18 protein-coding genes are annotated in these 15,146 nt (G+C 66.1%); 10 read left to right on the forward strand and 8 right to left on the reverse strand.

Features of this window, described 5'->3' with window-relative positions; all coding sequences use genetic code 11:
• Positions 1 to 165: 165 nt before the first annotated feature.
• The 4 genes from NKJ34_RS07555 to NKJ34_RS07570 all read left to right on the forward strand — a co-directional run bounded on the left by NKJ34_RS07555 (position 166) and on the right by NKJ34_RS07570 (position 2,671).
• Positions 166 to 1,074 (forward strand): decarboxylating 6-phosphogluconate dehydrogenase, encoded by a 909-nt coding sequence (locus NKJ34_RS07555; protein WP_253737684.1) that lies wholly within the window; start codon positions 166 to 168, stop codon positions 1,072 to 1,074.
• A 71-nt stretch (positions 1,075 to 1,145) separates the two neighbouring features.
• Positions 1,146 to 1,727 (forward strand): 2Fe-2S iron-sulfur cluster-binding protein, encoded by a 582-nt coding sequence (locus NKJ34_RS07560; protein WP_253737685.1) that lies wholly within the window; start codon positions 1,146 to 1,148, stop codon positions 1,725 to 1,727.
• Between the two features lie 141 nt (positions 1,728 to 1,868).
• A complete protein-coding gene (locus NKJ34_RS07565) occupies positions 1,869 to 2,141 on the forward strand; it encodes a helix-turn-helix domain-containing protein (RefSeq protein WP_253737686.1) in 273 nt (90 codons plus the stop codon).
• Between the two features lie 47 nt (positions 2,142 to 2,188).
• Positions 2,189 to 2,671 (forward strand): dihydrofolate reductase, encoded by a 483-nt coding sequence (locus NKJ34_RS07570; RefSeq protein WP_253737687.1) that lies wholly within the window; start codon positions 2,189 to 2,191, stop codon positions 2,669 to 2,671.
• 28 nt (positions 2,672 to 2,699) lie between these two features.
• Here the strand turns inward: NKJ34_RS07570 and sufS are convergent, their stop codons facing one another.
• From sufS to uvsE, 5 genes are all read right to left on the reverse strand, one after another.
• Positions 2,700 to 3,977, reverse strand: coding sequence for a bifunctional cysteine desulfurase/selenocysteine lyase SufS (gene sufS / locus NKJ34_RS07575; protein WP_253737688.1), 1,278 nt, complete (start codon positions 3,975 to 3,977; stop codon positions 2,700 to 2,702).
• A gap of 158 nt (positions 3,978 to 4,135) precedes the next feature.
• Positions 4,136 to 4,435 (reverse strand): DUF424 domain-containing protein, encoded by a 300-nt coding sequence (locus tag NKJ34_RS07580; RefSeq protein WP_253737689.1) that lies wholly within the window; start codon positions 4,433 to 4,435, stop codon positions 4,136 to 4,138.
• Positions 4,435 to 5,178: a tetratricopeptide repeat protein gene (locus NKJ34_RS07585; RefSeq protein WP_253737690.1), complete on the reverse strand. Its 744-nt coding sequence runs from the start codon at positions 5,176 to 5,178 to the stop codon at positions 4,435 to 4,437. The genes NKJ34_RS07580 and NKJ34_RS07585 overlap by 1 nt, the downstream gene beginning before the upstream one ends.
• Before the next feature lie 71 nt (positions 5,179 to 5,249).
• Entirely contained in the window at positions 5,250 to 5,678 is a 429-nt protein-coding gene (locus NKJ34_RS07590) for a universal stress protein (protein ID WP_253737691.1), read from the reverse strand.
• Positions 5,679 to 5,754: 76 nt separating this feature from the next.
• Positions 5,755 to 6,711 carry a UV DNA damage repair endonuclease UvsE gene (uvsE, locus tag NKJ34_RS07595; RefSeq protein ID WP_253737692.1) on the reverse strand — a complete coding sequence of 319 codons (957 nt, stop codon included), beginning with the start codon at positions 6,709 to 6,711 and terminating at the stop codon, positions 5,755 to 5,757.
• A 122-nt stretch (positions 6,712 to 6,833) separates the two neighbouring features.
• On the opposite strand from uvsE, the gene radA reads away from it, so the two are divergent.
• Positions 6,834 to 7,868 (forward strand): DNA repair and recombination protein RadA, encoded by a 1,035-nt coding sequence (gene radA, locus NKJ34_RS07600; protein WP_253737693.1) that lies wholly within the window; start codon positions 6,834 to 6,836, stop codon positions 7,866 to 7,868.
• Here the strand turns inward: radA and NKJ34_RS07605 are convergent, their stop codons facing one another.
• Positions 7,869 to 8,738 carry a CheF family chemotaxis protein gene (locus tag NKJ34_RS07605; RefSeq protein WP_253737694.1) on the reverse strand — a complete coding sequence of 290 codons (870 nt, stop codon included), beginning with the start codon at positions 8,736 to 8,738 and terminating at the stop codon, positions 7,869 to 7,871.
• A gap of 173 nt (positions 8,739 to 8,911) precedes the next feature.
• Between NKJ34_RS07605 and fer the strand changes: the two genes are divergently transcribed.
• The 5 genes from fer (at position 8,912) to NKJ34_RS07630 (ending at position 12,220) form a co-directional block, all read left to right on the forward strand.
• On the forward strand, positions 8,912 to 9,301 hold the full coding sequence (gene fer, locus NKJ34_RS07610) for a ferredoxin Fer (protein ID WP_253737695.1): 390 nt from the start codon (positions 8,912 to 8,914) through the stop codon (positions 9,299 to 9,301).
• Positions 9,302 to 9,427: 126 nt separating this feature from the next.
• Entirely contained in the window at positions 9,428 to 10,417 is a 990-nt protein-coding gene (locus NKJ34_RS07615; RefSeq protein WP_253737696.1) for an A24 family peptidase, read from the forward strand.
• 56 nt (positions 10,418 to 10,473) lie between these two features.
• Positions 10,474 to 10,842, forward strand: coding sequence for a phosphoribosyl-AMP cyclohydrolase (gene hisI / locus NKJ34_RS07620; RefSeq protein WP_253737697.1), 369 nt, complete (start codon positions 10,474 to 10,476; stop codon positions 10,840 to 10,842).
• 1 nt (position 10,843) lies between these two features.
• The gene (locus tag NKJ34_RS07625; protein WP_253737698.1) at positions 10,844 to 12,031 is read left to right on the forward strand and encodes a DUF7118 family protein; all 1,188 of its coding nucleotides are present in this window, start codon (positions 10,844 to 10,846) and stop codon (positions 12,029 to 12,031) included.
• A gap of 36 nt (positions 12,032 to 12,067) precedes the next feature.
• Entirely contained in the window at positions 12,068 to 12,220 is a 153-nt protein-coding gene (locus tag NKJ34_RS07630; protein ID WP_253737699.1) for a hypothetical protein, read from the forward strand.
• A gap of 11 nt (positions 12,221 to 12,231) precedes the next feature.
• Here the strand turns inward: NKJ34_RS07630 and glmM are convergent, their stop codons facing one another.
• Both glmM and lpdA read right to left on the reverse strand, forming a co-directional pair.
• Positions 12,232 to 13,599 carry a phosphoglucosamine mutase gene (gene glmM / locus NKJ34_RS07635; RefSeq protein WP_253737700.1) on the reverse strand — a complete coding sequence of 456 codons (1,368 nt, stop codon included), beginning with the start codon at positions 13,597 to 13,599 and terminating at the stop codon, positions 12,232 to 12,234.
• A gap of 125 nt (positions 13,600 to 13,724) precedes the next feature.
• On the reverse strand, positions 13,725 to 15,134 hold the full coding sequence (gene lpdA / locus NKJ34_RS07640) for a dihydrolipoyl dehydrogenase (RefSeq protein ID WP_253737701.1): 1,410 nt from the start codon (positions 15,132 to 15,134) through the stop codon (positions 13,725 to 13,727).
• Between the last annotated feature and the right edge of the window lie 12 nt (positions 15,135 to 15,146).

Here is a 15,146-nt window from a genome sequence, read left to right on the forward strand (position 1 = left end):
CGATCCATCTGCCGCCCAGTTAGTGACCCCTCTATAGCCGCCGTCGACAGTTCCCATTTCATGAGAATCGTCTTAGTGAATATATACTATCCCGTAGCCGGCGGCGAGGCGGGCGTTCCGTGACCAATCACAACCCATAGGTCGCCCCGCCGTGTCGGATCGCCCATGGAACTCGGTGTTATCGGTCTCGGACGCATGGGACGGATCGTCGTCGACCGAACGCTCGCGGCGGGCCACGACGTGGTCGCCTTCGATCTCGACGACAACGCGGTCGCCTCGGCCGCCGACGCGGGGGCAACCCCCGCGGACTCGGTGGCGGATCTCGCCGACAGGCTCGGCGCCGACAAGCGGATCTGGCTGATGGTCCCCGCGGGGAAGGCGGTCGACGCCACCCTCGACGATCTCGATCCCCACCTCGACGAGGACGATGTCGTGGTCGACGGCGGCAACTCCCACTTCGAGCGGTCGGTCGAGCGGGCCGAAGCCTGTTCGGGGACCTACCTCGACTGCGGGACCAGTGGCGGCCCCGCCAGCGCCGAGGAAGGATTTTCGCTGATGGTCGGCGGCCCCGAGTGGGCCTACGAGGAACTCGTCCCCGTTTTCGACGCCGTGGCGACCGGCCCGGATGGCCACGGACGGATGGGACCGTCGGGGGCGGGCCACTACGTGAAGATGGTCCACAACGGCGTGGAGTACGCCTTGATGCAGGCCTACGGCGAGGGGTTCGAACTACTGGCCGACGGCCGCTACGAGCTGGATCTCGAAACGGTCGCCCGGACGTGGAACAACGGCGCGGTCATTCGGTCGTGGCTCTTGGAACTCTGTGAGGAGGCCTTCATGAAGGAGGCCACCGCGGACGACGCACTCGGAGACGTCGACGATTACGTCGCCGGTGGGTCGACCGGGACGTGGACCGTCAAGGAGGCCCTCGAACAGGAAGTGCCGGTTCCGCTGATCTATCAGGCGCTCGCCGAGCGGTTCGACAGCCGCAACGAGGGCCGGTTTTCCCGGCGGCTGGCCAATCGGCTCCGCTACGGCTTCGGTCGACACGAGGTCGCCCGGCGCGAGGACTGACCGGCCGATAGGCGGGATCGCAGTCCCGCGGTCTCGTAACCTAATTAAACCCCGATTTCGTAGGACCACATATGGTTGACATCGTGGCGTTCAGCATCGCAGCGGGTTTGGTGTCCGTGCTTGCCATTCTCCATTTCACCAAGGGGACCGGCTGGGAGTCGACCCCCGATATCTCTCAAGAGATCCTCGATCGCCGGGCCGCGACCGTCCCCGAGACGAGCTTCCCCGAACCGATGAACCGCGCCATCGGCGGCGGTGGCGGCGCGGTTCCCGCGGTCGGTGAGGCCGGCGGCGAGGAGGGTGCCGAACTCGAAGAGGCCGAAGAGGAATCACAGAGCCCGGCCGATATGCCGGAAGACGAGGTCGAATATCACGAGATCGAACTCACAAAGCAAGGCGAGACCATCGAGGTCGCCAGCAACGAAACGATCCTCGACAAGGCCGAGGACGAAGGCTTCGACCTCCCCTACGCGTGTAGACAGGGTCAGTGTGTCTCCTGTGCGGCGTACACTCCCGACGGTCCGTCCGAGGACCACGTGATCCACTACGAGCAGGAAACGTTCACCGACGACGAACTGGAAGAGGGCTATATGCTGACCTGTGTCGCCTACCCGATCGACGACTTCACGCTCGAAACCGGCGAAGCGCCCTAACGCCGTCCGCTGATCGTCACCCGTCTCGTTCTTGGACCCGGCCGACGTCCGTATATTCGCCGCTCTCGTCGACCCGGCTGTCTGTCGGCGCTACTGCACAACCGCGCAAGGACTTATATATCCCGCGGCGAACGGGCGGCCATGAACGACGCGCTACGCTCGCGGCTCGAATCGCTGCCGCCGAGTGCGAAACTGGTGTACAAGACCCTCGAATACGAGGGTCCCTTGACACAGGGCCAGCTCGCCGACCGGTCGTTGCTGCCGGCCCGGACCGTTCGGTACGCCCTCTCGACGCTCGAAGACGAGGCGGTCGTCAGCGAGGAGCTCTACATTCAGGACGCCCGCAAACGGCTCTACTCGCTGTCGACCGACGACGCACGGTCCGACCGCTCCGAGCCAGCCTTTTCGATCTGAGCGCCCCCGTAGCAAACGGTTTGTACGACCGTCCCGAAACCGTGGCAATGGAACTCGTTTCCGTGGCCGCCCTCGCCGACAACCGGGTGATCGGCGACGACGGCGAACTCCCGTGGCCGTCGATTCCGGCCGACAAACGGCAGTACCGCGAGCGGATCGCCAACGATCCCGTGATCCTCGGCCGACGCACCTTCGAGTCGATGCTCGACGATCTGCCGGGCAGCCACCAGATCGTTCTCAGCCGGAGCCGTGATTCCTTCGAGGTTCCCTCGGCCGTCCACGCTGGGAGCGTCGAGGAGGCGGTCGACCGCGCGACCGAACTCGGTGCCGATCGGGCCTACGTGATCGGCGGCGGCGACATCTATCGGCTCTTCCAGCCTCACGTCGACCGGATGGTGTTGAGCCGGGTCGACGGGAGCTACGCTGGCGACAGCTACTATCCCGAGTGGGACCCTGCCGACTGGCGGCTCGACTCGGAGACGGCCTACGACCGGTTCGTACTCCAAGAGTGGGTGCGCGTCGACGGGTAGCCGGCGACTACCGTACGGTAGGCACTGGCTACGCGAACAGGTCGCGCGCGCCGTCGACCGCTTCGACCAGTGCGTCGACCTCCTCGCGCGTATTGTAGATGTAGAACGAGGCCCGCGCCGAGGCAGCCGCGCCGAGGGTGTCGTGGAGCGGCTGGGTACAGTGGTCGCCCGCCCGGATCGCCACCGCGTAGTCGTTGAGAATACTCGAGAGGTCGTGGGCGTGGACGCCGTCGATGTTGAACGCCACCAGCCCGCCGCGGTCGTCGCCTGGTGGGCCGTAGATCTCGACGTCGTCGTGTTCGCTCAGCTTGTCGTAGGCGTACTCCGCGAGCAGTTCCTCGTGGGCTTGGACGTTGTCCATCCCGATCTCCTCGAGGTAGTCGATCGCGGCATGCAGGGCGATCCCTTGGGCGATCAGCGGCGTGCCGGCCTCGAACTTCCACGGCAGGTCCTCCCACGTCGACTCCTCGTAGGTCACCTTCCGGATCATGTCGCCGCCGTAGAGATACGGCTGCATCGATTCGAGGATTTCCTGTTTGCCGTACAGCACGCCGATCCCCGTCGGCCCGAGCATCTTGTGGCCGGAGAACGCATAGAAGTCGGCGTCGATGGCTTGGACGTCGACCGGGCGGGTGGGCACCGCCTGTGCGCCGTCGATAAAGGAGTAGGCCCCGACCTCGTGAGCCATGTCGGTGATCTCGGCGACCGGGTTGATCGTGCCGAGGGTGTTGGAGACGTGGACCAGCGAGACCATCCGTGTCGAGTCGTCGATCAACTCGGCGGCGTGATCCATGTCGAGCCGACCGTCTTCGTCGACTTCGATAAAGCGGAGCTCCGCGCCGGTGCGCTTGCAGATCTGCTGCCACGTCACCAGCGAGGCGTGGTGTTCCATCTGGGTGGTGACGACCGTGTCACCGGGTTCGAGCTCTTCGAGCCCCCACGCGTAGGCGACGAGGTTCATCGACTCGGTGGTGTTCTTCGTGAAGACGATCTCTTCGCGGCCCGCGGCGTTGATAAACGCCGCCACGCGGTCGTGGGCCTCTTCGTAGGCGACCGAGGCCTCCTGACTCAGCTGGTGGATCCCACGGTGGACGTTGGCGTTGTAGCCGTAGTAGTAGTCGACGATCGCGTCGACGACCTGCTTCGGAGTCTGGCTCGTCGCGGCGTTGTCGAGATACACCAACGGCTCGGTGTCGTCGTCCCCCTCGCCGGGGGTCGTGACGTCGCCGCCGACCTTGCGGTCCAGCACCGGGAAATCCTCCCGGATCGCCTCGACGTCGATGGGGTAGCTCTCCTGTGTACTCATTGCGTCTGTGTAGGGGAGCCGGGGGTAACACGTCTTCGGTCTCCCGAAGCCGATGTAACGAGTTCTCGTTTCAATCGAAGGAGAATGACGACGAATTCGGGTGTTAGCCACCGCCTACTGTGGTCTCGACCGCCCTTCGCGTCGCTCACGCCCGACGGCTACATCCAGAGCAGTTGGGCGTGGCGCGTCCCGTCGACGTCGAGGACGCGGTCCTCGTCGATGATGCCGGCCTCGATAGCGACCCCGACCGCCTCGCGGCCGACGATGTTGGCGACGTCGGCTCGCGTGAGCCCGTCGACCACGGCATCGTCGTCGGCTTCGACCGCTTCCTCGCCGCCGTAGAACGCCTCGGTGACTTCGAGTCGTACCGGATCGTCGACGTAGGTCTCGCCGAGGCACTCCTCGTCACAGACCGAGACGAGCAGGCCTTCGGGGGTCTGGCGCTCGCGCAGCAGCATTAGAACTCCTCGCGGAGCTCGTCTTCCGCGGCTGCCCGGATCTCGTCGGCCTGTTCGATCGCCTCCTGGGCGGCCTCCTGCTCGCCGAGTTCTTCGAGCGCCAGTGCCTTTTCTTCGAGGATGTCGGCGTTCCGCATTCCCAGTCGGAGAGCGTTGTCGAAGGCGTCGACGGCGTCCTCGTAGAGCCCCCGCTCGGAGAGGAAAAAGCCCCGGTTGTACCACGCTTGTGGGAACCGGGGATCGATCTCGACGGCGCGTTCGGCGTGTTCGAGTGCCTCCTCGGTGCGACCGTACTCCCACAGCGCGTAGGCGAGATTGGTCTCGGCGCTGGCGGCGTGTTCCGAATCGTCGTCGATCCGCAGCGCTTCCTGATAGGCCCCGATCGCCTGATCGTACTCTTCGAGTTGGGCGTGGGCCGCGCCCTTGTTGACCCACGCCTCCTGGGCGTCGAGACTCTCGTCGTCGGCGAACCGCGCGGCGCGCTCGAAGGCTTCGGTGGCCTCCTCGAAGCGCTTGATCCCCATGTAGGAGAGGCCGACCTCGATGAGTTGTTCGACGTCGACCTCGTCGGCCGAGATGTTGTGTTCGTCCAGCAGGTCGGTCAGGGCGTGTGAATCGACCGGGTCGACCTGCGAGGGATCGCCGGCCAACTCCTCGGGATCGAGGCTGAACTCCGCGTAGTCCTCGTCGATCCCCTGTCCACGGGAGAACTCGTGGGCGTCCCGCTCGGAATCGTCTGTCATAGGAGAGTTTGGGAGTCATCTCGGGTAAGGGTTACGTCGACGGGGCGACTCCCGTGGTCACCGACACGTCGTCACCTGACCGTCGTGACTGCCACCGGTGAACGCCGGAACACCTTCCGTGCGACGTTGCCGATCAGGAAGCCGCGGGTGACGTCTTCGCTGTGCTTGCCGTGGCTCCCCATCACGACCGTGTCGTACTCGCCGGCCCGGTTCACGATCGCCCGGGACGGATCGCCGACAGCGACGACCGTCCGGATCTCCGTATCGTGGTCGGCCGCGAGACGCCGGGCCCGCTCGAAGACCGGTTCGGCGCGCTTTCGGGCCGCCGCGTCGACGTCGTCTTCGAGGGCGAGACTGACCGCATCTCCCATCATCATCGTCGCGCTCCCGACGACGTGGAGGACCGTGATTTCGGGGTCGACACAGGTTTCGATGGCGTATTCGAGCGCTCGCTCCGCCATCGCCGAGTCGTCCATCGGGACGAGAATCCGAGTGGCCATACACCTCCAAGGAGTCGAGTGCTCATAATCCCGGGTGTCGCGGGCCTCGTCTCTCAGTCGATTGGCGGCTCACCGACTACGCGCCCCGCTGCTGCTGGCGGTACTGCAGGACGGCCCGCTCTTTCATCTTCGCCTCGATCATCACGTCGACCTCGCGGCCGTAGGTGTCGATCGGCCCTGCCACGTAATCCGAGTGGTTCCGCGGCGAGATCGACGAGTCGGCCTCGTGGAGCCGCCTCGGTTCGCTGTAGTGGACGATCGGCCGCACGTCGCCGGGCCACGTGTCGACGGCCGCTTCGAGGGCTTCCCGGCCGGTGAGTCCCCGGTCGGTGAACTGGTGGTGCAGTGCGTCGTAGACGACGGGCATCCCGATCTCGTCGTGGACCGACTCGACCAGTTCGGGGACGCTCCACAGCGACTCCTTGTCGTCGTTCTCGACCGTGAGGCGGTCACTAACTGCGGGTGGGAGCCGGTCGACGGCTTCGCAGAAGCGGCGGGCGGTCGCCGCCTTGTCGCTGTAGTAGGCCCCGATATGGACGTTGATCGAGTTGTACGGCGACCGCGACAACCCCATCGCGTCCATCAGATCGCCGTGACATTCGAGGTCGACGACCGCGTTGTCGACGACCGATTCGGTCGGGCTGGCGAGTTTGACGAAGTGACTGGGGTGGAACGTGAGCCGGAGGTCGTGTTCGGCGGCGAACTCGCCGATGTCGGCGAGGATATCGAGGACCGTATCGCTGTTGGGGAGTCCTTCGAGGTCGTACTGGCTGTACCACGGGATGAGATCCGAGGTGATGCGGTAGAAACGAATGTCGTGGTCGACGTTCCACTCGATGATCCGGCGCAGCCCACGACAGTTCTGTTCGGCGAGTTCTCCGGCGTAATCAAGACCGCGCTCCTCGAAGGTCGCCTGTTGCATACCTCGATTAGTCCGCACCTCGTCTTCGCGGAGCGTCCGATTGAGTGCCGCGTAGCCGAACTGTGGCGTCGCGTTCGGACGCTCGCCCGAATGTGTAGAATCAGTCGACACGATTGCGTTCCATAGGGGTTCGCCGAACCTATGGGTTCCGTTCTCCGCGATCGCTGCCCGGCGTTTCACCTTCACTCCGCAGTTAACGCTCTTTTATATCCCCACGGAGCGTAGCCGACGTAATGGCCACACAGTCAGATATCGAAGGGCTTCCGGGTGTCGGTCCGGCGACCGCAGACAAACTCAGCGACGCGGGGTTCGACACCTACGACGGACTGGCGGTCTCGAGTCCCCGCGAGTTGGCCGACGCCGCGGATGTCGGACAGGGCACCGCCTCGGACATCATCAACGCCGCCCGCGAAGCCGCGGATGTCGGCGGCTTCGAGAGCGGCTCTGCGGTTCTCGAACGCCGCAACGAGATCGGCAAGCTCTCGACGGGCGTCCCCGCGGTCGACGAACTGCTGGGCGGCGGCGTCGAGTCCCAGTCGATGACCGAGGTCTACGGCGAGTTCGGTGTCGGCAAATCCCAGATCAGCCACCAACTGGCGGTCAACGTCCAACTCGGCCGTGAGCACGGCGGCCTCGATGGGCGGGCCGTCCTCGTCGACACCGAGGACGCCTTCCGCCCCGAGCGGATCGACGACATGGTCCGGGGACTCGACGACGAGATCCTGCAGGCCGAACTCGACCGCCGGGAGATCAAGGGGACGCCGGACGACGACGAAGCGATGGACGCGCTGGTCGACGATTTCCTCCAGTATATCCACGTCGCCCGTGCGTTCAACTCCGACCACCAGATGCTGCTGGCGAAGACCGCGGCGGATCTCGCCAGCGAGTACGCCGACTCCGACCGACCGGTCCGACTCGTGGTCTACGACTCGCTGACCGCCCACTTCCGCGCGGAGTACGTCGGCCGGGGCGAACTCGCCGCCCGCCAGCAGAAACTCAACCGCCACATCCACGACCTGCTACGGATCGCCAGCCTCCACAACGCCGCCGTCCTCGTGATGAATCAGGTCCAGAGCAACCCCGACTCCTATTTCGGCGACCCGACCAAGCCGGTCGGCGGCAACATCCTTGGCCACGCCTCGACGGTCCGGGTGTATCTCAAGAACTCGAAAGGTACCAAGCGTGTCTTTCGGCTGGTCGACGCGCCCAACCTCGCCGACGGCGAGGCGATCATGCGGGTCGAAGGCGGCGGCCTCCGTCCCGAATAGCTACATGTTGACGTCTTCGATGTGATCGGAGACGACCGCCTGCCCTTTGGCGGTGAGCTCCATGGCGTCGTCGACGTCCCGGATCAGTTCCTTGTCGCGGAGCTGATCGAGGATGACCTGGGTTTGGTTGACATCCCCCGTCAGCAGCTGGCTGAGGTCGGCCCGGCCGCCGGCGCTGTACAGCGTGACGAGTGCCTCGATCTGTTCTTCGGTGAACTCGAGATCTTCGAGCTCCTCCATCAGTTCGCTGTACTCGATCTTGAGGAACCGTCCCAGCAGGTTGAGCTTGCGGTTGTTGGGGAGGGTGATCACCGAGGTCAGGGTCGTCCCGTCGGAGGCGTGGTCGACCGACAGGGCGGGCCGAACCTTGCCGCCGAGGTCGCGCTTCTCGCGGCTGAAACTGGTCACCGAGCCGAGATCGATTTCGAAGTCGCCCCCGCCGCCCTCGAGTCGGAGGGTGCCCTCCCGCAGTTTGAGCTTCATCTTGCGGTCGCTGGCGTCGGTGACGCGACCACCGCGTTTGGCGGGGTGTTTGACGATCACCGTCTGGCCGCTGAGTAGGACCTTGAAGAAGACCGTCTTGAACCGCTCGACGTTCTCGCCTTTCCCCTCGATGATCACCGTCCGCTTGCTGTCGCCGTCGTTGTAAGCGATGGTAACGGTGTCGTTGAAGAACTCCGCGAGGGCTGGCGGGACCGTCCCGAGGTTCGTGTCGATGACCCTCGACAGCGGGACCGTCGTCTTGAAATCGTCGGTGGCGAGCACGAGCTGTTTGTGGCTCAACAGAATCCGCCCCGTCACGGGTTCGGCCGCCCCCACGTCAGCCGTGTGGAAGCGACCGACGAAGTCCGCCACCACTGTCTCGCTCATTGTTTCCCTTTGTTTGTTGTGTCCTCTTGACTGTTTCGTGCCGCTCAGATCGTTCATATTTAAACCTTCGGGACCGCCCCATCGTGAGCCGGCTGTTCCGGCCGTCCCCGCGTTCGGTCGGCGGGATGACCGAACAGCAAACTCTAATGGGATGGGTGTCCAACCGTGAACTGATGCCCACGGTAACCTACCTAAACTACGAAGTACTCGACGACGAAGGATGGGAACTCGACGACGACGATCTCTTCGAGAAAGCCGATGACGCCGGCCTCGACGCCGAAGACTTCGGCTCACTCGACGTCAACGAAGGCGAGTACATCCTCGAATCCGCCGAGGCACAGGGCTACGACTGGCCCTTCTCGTGCCGCGCCGGTGCCTGTGCGAACTGTGCGGCGATCGTCAAAGAAGGCGAGATCGACATGGACATGCAGCAGATCCTCTCCGACGAGGAAGTCGACGAGAAGAACGTCCGCCTCACCTGTATCGGCAGTCCTGCTGCCGACGAGGTCAAGATCGTCTACAACGCCAAGCACCTCGATTACCTGCAGAACCGCGTTATCTAACGCCGGCTGCACACCGACCTCCCATTTTTCACCGTCCCTGAGCGGCAGCACTCGGTGTCGACCTAGTCTCCGAGCGAGACGGTCACACCTAAACACCTATCAGCCCTGACGTTCCGAACAGACATAATGATCGCTTCGGGACCGGATCTGCTGCGGCTCGTCGTGCTGCCCGTCTTCGCGTGGGCCGCGTGGCGGGACATCAACACGCGTCGACTCCCCAATCGGCTGTGGCCGCCGCTGGTCGCGGTGGGTGTCGTCGCCCTCGCGTGGGAGGCCATCCAACTCCCCGGCTTCGGGACGGTCGAAGGCCGGCTGTTCCTCGTGCAGGTCGGCGTGAGCCTGCTGTTTATCGCCCCGTTAGGCTACGCCTTCTGGTGGCTCGGCGGCTTCGGCGGCGCCGACGCCAAGGCGCTGATCACCCTTGCAATCCTGCTGCCGACGTTCCCGACCTACAGCCTCGGAGGCCTCTCGCTGCCGCTGGTCGACACCCCGCTCGGCGTCTTTTCGCTCACCGTGCTCACCGATACAGTCCTGATCGCGACGGTCGCGCCGATCCTCCTCGGCGTCGGCAATCTCGTTCGGGGCTATATCGAACCGAAGGCGATGTTCTTCGCCCGGCCGGTCACCGTCGACTCGATCCCCGACCGCCACGGCAAACTGTTCGAGACGCCCGACGGCGTCGCCCGCGGACTCGATCTCGACGCCCTGCGGATGTACTTGCGGTGGCGTGGGTCGACGCTGGCCGATCTCCGGGCCGATCCCGCGGCCCACCGCGATCCCACCACCGTCGACGAAACCCACGAGCCGACCGACGGCGGCACCCACGTCGGTCCACGGACCGACGGCGGCCTCGCGCAGTCGGTGGCCGACTCCGCGGCCGAGTTCGACGACCCGTGGGCCGCCGAGCGGTTCTTCGAGGAGATCGACGGCAGCGCCTACGGCTCGACGCCCGATGGACTTCGGGACGCCCTCGAACTGCTGGCGTCGACCGACCGCGAGACGCTGTGGGTCTCTCCCGGCCTCCCCTTTGTCGTCCCGATGTTCGTCGGCCTCGTGGTCGCCTTTACCTACGGCGACCTGTTGTTCGGCCTCTTCGGCTGGCTCGGGGTCTTTTAAGTAGCCGCCGACTAACGAAGCAAACCCTATTGGCCCGCCGTGCCTCGTCGGATCTAATGCCCAACCAGATCGACGTCGACTTCGGCGAGAACGGCCTCGTCCCGGCGGTCGCACAGGACGCCGACTCGAAGGACGTACTCATGCTGGCCTACGTCTCGCCCGAGGCGCTGGAAGCCACGTTAGAGACCGGCTACGCCCACTACTACTCCCGGAGCCGCGAGGAACTCTGGAAGAAAGGCGGCTCCAGCGGCCACCTCCAAGAGGTTCAGGAGGTTCGGGTCGACTGCGACGCCGACACCCTGCTGTATCTCGTCGACCAGGAGGGCGGGGCCTGCCACACCGGTCACCGGAGCTGTTTCTACCGGACCGTCGACGGCGAGAACGTCGGCGAAACGGTCTTCGACCCCGACGACGTCTACGAGTAACATGGCCGACCCCGCCACCGCGGCCGAGTCGACGCCTGCGGCCGACGTCGTCGACGAGTTAGAGACCGCCTACCGCCGGGTTCGGGATATCGAATCCGAGATCGATGAGATCGGCGAGGCCAACGTCGAGGCCGCCGCGGACGCCTACCGGAACGCCACGCGCCTGCTGGACAACTACGAGGACAGCGCGACCGGCACCGGCGACTTCACGGCCTACCTCCAGTTCCAAAACGAGTTCATCGCGCTCGCCGAGGGGTTGCCCGAGGATGCCCTCGCCGCCGATGCCTTCCAGCGGGCCAGCGACCGGATGGACAAGCGACGGCTCAACGAGTCGGATTTCGAGTTCGCTCGCGAGGAAATCGAGGCCGCCGCCGAGGCGGTCGACCTGCTGGAGCGCCGCGAGGCGGCCCACAGCGAGTACCGGCAGGCCCGCCACGACGCCAAAGCCCGAGCGGACGAACTCGATTCGGAGGCCGACCGGCTCCGCCGCGTCCGCGACCTCGGCGGCGTCGACCTCGATACCTCCCTCGATCCGCTCCGGGAGCCAGTTGAGGCCTACAACACCGCGGTTCGGGAGGCGTTCGACGAGTTCCGGCGGACCGAGAGCGCCCGCGGCCTGTTCGAGTTGCTGGCGGCCGCCGCCGAGCGGCCGCTGGTCGGTGCCGACCGGCCGCCGCGGGACCTCATCGAGTACATCCGGTCCGCGCCCGCGGGCGAGGAGCCGCTGGCGACGCTTCGGGAGTACGCCGACTACTCGCCGTCGAAACTCGACCACTACGTCGACGATCCGGGCGCGCTCCGGACCCACGTCGCGGTCCACCAGACCTACCTGAACCGGCTGGGTCCCGAACCGCTGCTCGTCGACTGGCCGCCCGCCGAAGCCGGGGTGTTGCGGGCCCGCTTGCGGGAACTCGCACCGTTCGTCCGGCGGTTCGATGCGGCACTCGACAACGAGGGGGCGGCGTCGGACGCCGACGGCGAGTCGATCGAGTACCACCGCCGTCGGCTCGCGCGACTGACCCGAACCGACGACTACGACCGGCTCCGACAGGTGGCGGTCGCCGACAGCGAACTCTCCGCCGAGGAGTTCGACATGCTCGCCGCCGGGCGGGTCGACGAGGAGTTGGCGGCCATCGAGGACGGCATCGAGGCGATCGACACCGCACTCGACAGCTACGCCGTCGAGTAAAGCAATCTATTTGCCGCTCACCGACCGACATCCGGTATGCCAACCTGTCCTGAATGCGAACACAGCGAGTCGACGGTCAAACAGTGGCTCATGTCGGGCGAGGATGCCACACTCGAAATGGGATCGGTACTCGTCGTCTGTCCCGCCTGCGACGCCGTACTCGGCGGCGGTCGCTACGTCAGCGACTAATTTTGTAGCCTTCACCGGGCGGCTTCGAGGGCCGCTTCGACCGATTCGGCGAGTTCGGTCGCCCGGTCGGGGGTGGTGGCCTCCGCGGCGATTCGGACCTTGGGTTCGGTGCCGCTGGGCCGGACGAGCACCCACGCGTCGCCGTAGTCGAGCCGGTAGCCGTCGATCGTGGTCACCTCGGCCTCGCCGGCCGCGCCGACGCTTTCGGCGTACTCGGTGGCTGCCTCGAGTAGTGCCTGTCGCTCGCCTTCGGCGTCGTAGGTGAGGTTGATCCGCTCGTTGTGGTAGGCCTGATACGGCTCGACGACCTCGCTGGCCGATCGATCGGCGAGCAACTCGAGGAACTTCGCGCCGATGTAGGGGCCGTCCCGGACCAAGCGGTGGTTCGGGAAGAAGATCCCGCCGTTGCCCTCGCCGGCGATCGGCACCGACCGGCCGCCGGCCCACAGCTCCTTGATCCGGGTGATGATATGGGTCGCGCCGATCGGTGTCAGCTCCAACTCCGCGCCGGCCCGCTCGCAGACGTCGACCAGTCGCTGGGAGACGTTGACCGCCGCGACGGTCGTGTCGCCCGCCGAGAGTTCGGCTTCGGCCAGCGCGGCCAGCGAGGCGTCGCCGTTGATGTAGCGGCCGGTCTCGTCGACGAACACCGACCGGTCGGCGTCGCCGTCGTGGGCGATGCCGACGTCGGCGTCGGTCGACCGGACCAGCCGGCCGAGATCGTCGAGGTTCTCGGGGACCGGCTCGGGGAGCCGGCCGGGGAACCGGCCGTCGGGCTGGGCATTGACCGTCACGACCCGACAGCCCAGTCGGCGATAGAACTCGGGGCTGGCGAACGCCCCTGCGCCGTGGGCCGGATCCAGCGCGACGGTCAGCTCGGCGTCGGCGATCGCCTCCCGGTCGACCGCCGCCAAAAGCGAGTCGACGTAGTCGTCGGTAGCGGTGTCGACGCGGGTCGTCTCGCCGACCGACAGCCAGTCGGCGGTCGAAAACTCCTCGGCGAGGACGTGCTGTTCGATCCGTTCGAGTACCTCGACGGAGAGTTCGACCCCGTCGCTGCCGATGAGTTTGACGCCGTTGTACTCCGGGGGGTTGTGCGAGGCCGTCAGCAGGACCCCCGGAATCGACTCCCGCTCGCAGTAGTGGCTGACCGCCGGCGTCGGGGCCTCGCCCAGCCGGTCGACGTCGAGGCCGGTGCTCGCGAGTCCAGCGGCCGAGGCGTCGGCGAACAACTGTCCTGTCGTCCGGGTGTCGGTGGCGACCGCGGCCCGGTCGGCCTCCCAGACCGTGCCCGCGGCCGACGCCACCCGCAGGACGAACTCGGGGGTGAGGTCCGTCCCCGCGACCCCCCGAGCGCCACTGGAGCCGAATACCTTCATACGTTCCCGTTAGTCGGCGGCTTCAAATCGGTTCCGAACCGGACGCTTCCCGGTTCGGCCCCGTGTGTCTCGGTCGACGCCGGCTCGAACCGGGATCTCCATCCGAAACGGAGGGGTCGAGCGCTCTACGAGTTCATCGTGTGGATCGCCTGCCCCGCGGCGTTCTCGGCGGCCTCCATCACCGCTTCGGCCAGCGTCGGGTGGGTGTGGACCGTCGACGCCACGTCTTCGAGCGTCGCCCCGAGTTCGATAGCGAGCGTCACCTCGGCGACCAACTCGGAGGCTTCGGGGCCGACGATCTGCCCGCCCAGTACGAAGCCACTCTCTTCGTCGGCGACGATCTTGACGAAGCCGTCGGTGTGGCCCGTCGTCAGCGCCCGACCGGAGGCCCGGAACGGCATCTCGCCGACGACCGGCTCGAAGCCGGCCTCCTCGGCCTCCGAGACGCTCATCCCGACGGTACCGATTTCGGGGTCGGTGAAGACGGCTGCGGGGATCGCCTGGACGTCCATCGCGGCCGGTTCGCCAGCGGCGACCTCGGCGGCGACGATCCCCTCCTTCGAGGCGGCGTGGGCCAACATCGGATCACCCGCCACGTCGCCGATGGCGAAGATGTGGTCGACGTCCGTCCGCATCCGGTCGTCGGTCGGGATGGTTCCGCTGTCGGTGGTTTCGATCCCCGCCTCACCGAGGTCCAGCGTGTCGGTGACGGGGGCACGGCCGACCGCGACGAGGACGTTGTCGGCCTCGTAGGTCGACGACTCGCCGGCCTCGGTCTCGCTTTCGACGACGATCCCGTCGTCCGTCTCCGTCCACTCGCTGGCTCCCTCGCCGAAGTTGAACTCGATGCCGAGGTCTTCGGCTCGCGACCGAATGATCCGGGTGATGTCGGGGCCGTACTGCGGGAGGATGTCGTCGAGCATCTCGACGACCATCACCTCGGTGCCGAGTTTGGCGTAGACCGTCGACAGTTCCATCCCGATGTAGCCGCCACCGACGACGACCAGCCGGTCGGGGATCTCGGTCGCGGCCAGCGCGTCGGTCGAACTCCAGACCGGTTCGTCGGCGTAGCTGAAGCCCGGAATCTCGATCGGCCGGGAGCCGGTAGCGATGATCGCGTTGTCGAAGGCGATCGACTCCACGTCAGCGCCGTCGACGCGCAGGGTGTGGTCGTCGACGAACCGCGCGGTCCCCTCGACCAGATTCACGCCGTTGGCCTGACAGAGCTTCTCGACGCCGCCGGTGAGCTGGTCGACCACGCCGTCTTTCCACTCGGTCATCGTCTCGAGGTCGACCTCGGGGTTCGCCGAGACGCCCATCAGCTCGGCGTTCGAGGCCTCGTGGGCGATATCGGTGGCGGTGATGTAAGCCTTCGAGGGGATACAGCCCGTGTTCAGGCAGGTCCCGCCGAAAGCGTCCCGCTCGACGAGCGTGACATCGAGGTCGTACTGTGCGGCCCGGATGGCGGCCACGTAGCCGCCCGGTCCCGCGCCGATAATCGCCAGTTCGGTGTCGGTTGTCTCTCCGTCGGCCATACCGCCTCTTCG

Origin of the sequence: Halohasta salina (genome assembly GCF_024178165.1) — an archaeon.
In the GTDB taxonomy this organism is placed as follows: Archaea; Halobacteriota; Halobacteria; order Halobacteriales; family Haloferacaceae; genus Halohasta; species Halohasta salina.

What these genes read in the sequence shown, in the direction of transcription:
- fer (WP_253737695.1), top strand. Translation starts at nt 8,912, where the DNA reads ATGCCCACGGTAACCTACCTAAACTACGAAGTACTCGACGACGAAGGA.
- NKJ34_RS07625 (WP_253737698.1), top strand. Translation starts at nt 10,844, where the DNA reads ATGGCCGACCCCGCCACCGCGGCCGAGTCGACGCCTGCGGCCGACGTC.
- glmM (WP_253737700.1), bottom strand. Translation starts at nt 13,599, where the DNA reads ATGAAGGTATTCGGCTCCAGTGGCGCTCGGGGGGTCGCGGGGACGGAC.
- NKJ34_RS07565 (WP_253737686.1), top strand. Translation starts at nt 1,869, where the DNA reads ATGAACGACGCGCTACGCTCGCGGCTCGAATCGCTGCCGCCGAGTGCG.
- NKJ34_RS07580 (WP_253737689.1), bottom strand. Translation starts at nt 4,435, where the DNA reads ATGCTGCTGCGCGAGCGCCAGACCCCCGAAGGCCTGCTCGTCTCGGTC.
- NKJ34_RS07615 (WP_253737696.1), top strand. Translation starts at nt 9,428, where the DNA reads ATGATCGCTTCGGGACCGGATCTGCTGCGGCTCGTCGTGCTGCCCGTC.
- sufS (WP_253737688.1), bottom strand. Translation starts at nt 3,977, where the DNA reads ATGAGTACACAGGAGAGCTACCCCATCGACGTCGAGGCGATCCGGGAG.
- NKJ34_RS07570 (WP_253737687.1), top strand. Translation starts at nt 2,189, where the DNA reads ATGGAACTCGTTTCCGTGGCCGCCCTCGCCGACAACCGGGTGATCGGC.
- NKJ34_RS07555 (WP_253737684.1), top strand. Translation starts at nt 166, where the DNA reads ATGGAACTCGGTGTTATCGGTCTCGGACGCATGGGACGGATCGTCGTC.
- NKJ34_RS07560 (WP_253737685.1), top strand. Translation starts at nt 1,146, where the DNA reads ATGGTTGACATCGTGGCGTTCAGCATCGCAGCGGGTTTGGTGTCCGTG.
- NKJ34_RS07590 (WP_253737691.1), bottom strand. Translation starts at nt 5,678, where the DNA reads ATGGCCACTCGGATTCTCGTCCCGATGGACGACTCGGCGATGGCGGAG.
- hisI (WP_253737697.1), top strand. Translation starts at nt 10,474, where the DNA reads ATGCCCAACCAGATCGACGTCGACTTCGGCGAGAACGGCCTCGTCCCG.
- lpdA (WP_253737701.1), bottom strand. Translation starts at nt 15,134, where the DNA reads ATGGCCGACGGAGAGACAACCGACACCGAACTGGCGATTATCGGCGCG.
- NKJ34_RS07585 (WP_253737690.1), bottom strand. Translation starts at nt 5,178, where the DNA reads ATGACAGACGATTCCGAGCGGGACGCCCACGAGTTCTCCCGTGGACAG.
- NKJ34_RS07630 (WP_253737699.1), top strand. Translation starts at nt 12,068, where the DNA reads ATGCCAACCTGTCCTGAATGCGAACACAGCGAGTCGACGGTCAAACAG.
- NKJ34_RS07605 (WP_253737694.1), bottom strand. Translation starts at nt 8,738, where the DNA reads ATGAGCGAGACAGTGGTGGCGGACTTCGTCGGTCGCTTCCACACGGCT.
- radA (WP_253737693.1), top strand. Translation starts at nt 6,834, where the DNA reads ATGGCCACACAGTCAGATATCGAAGGGCTTCCGGGTGTCGGTCCGGCG.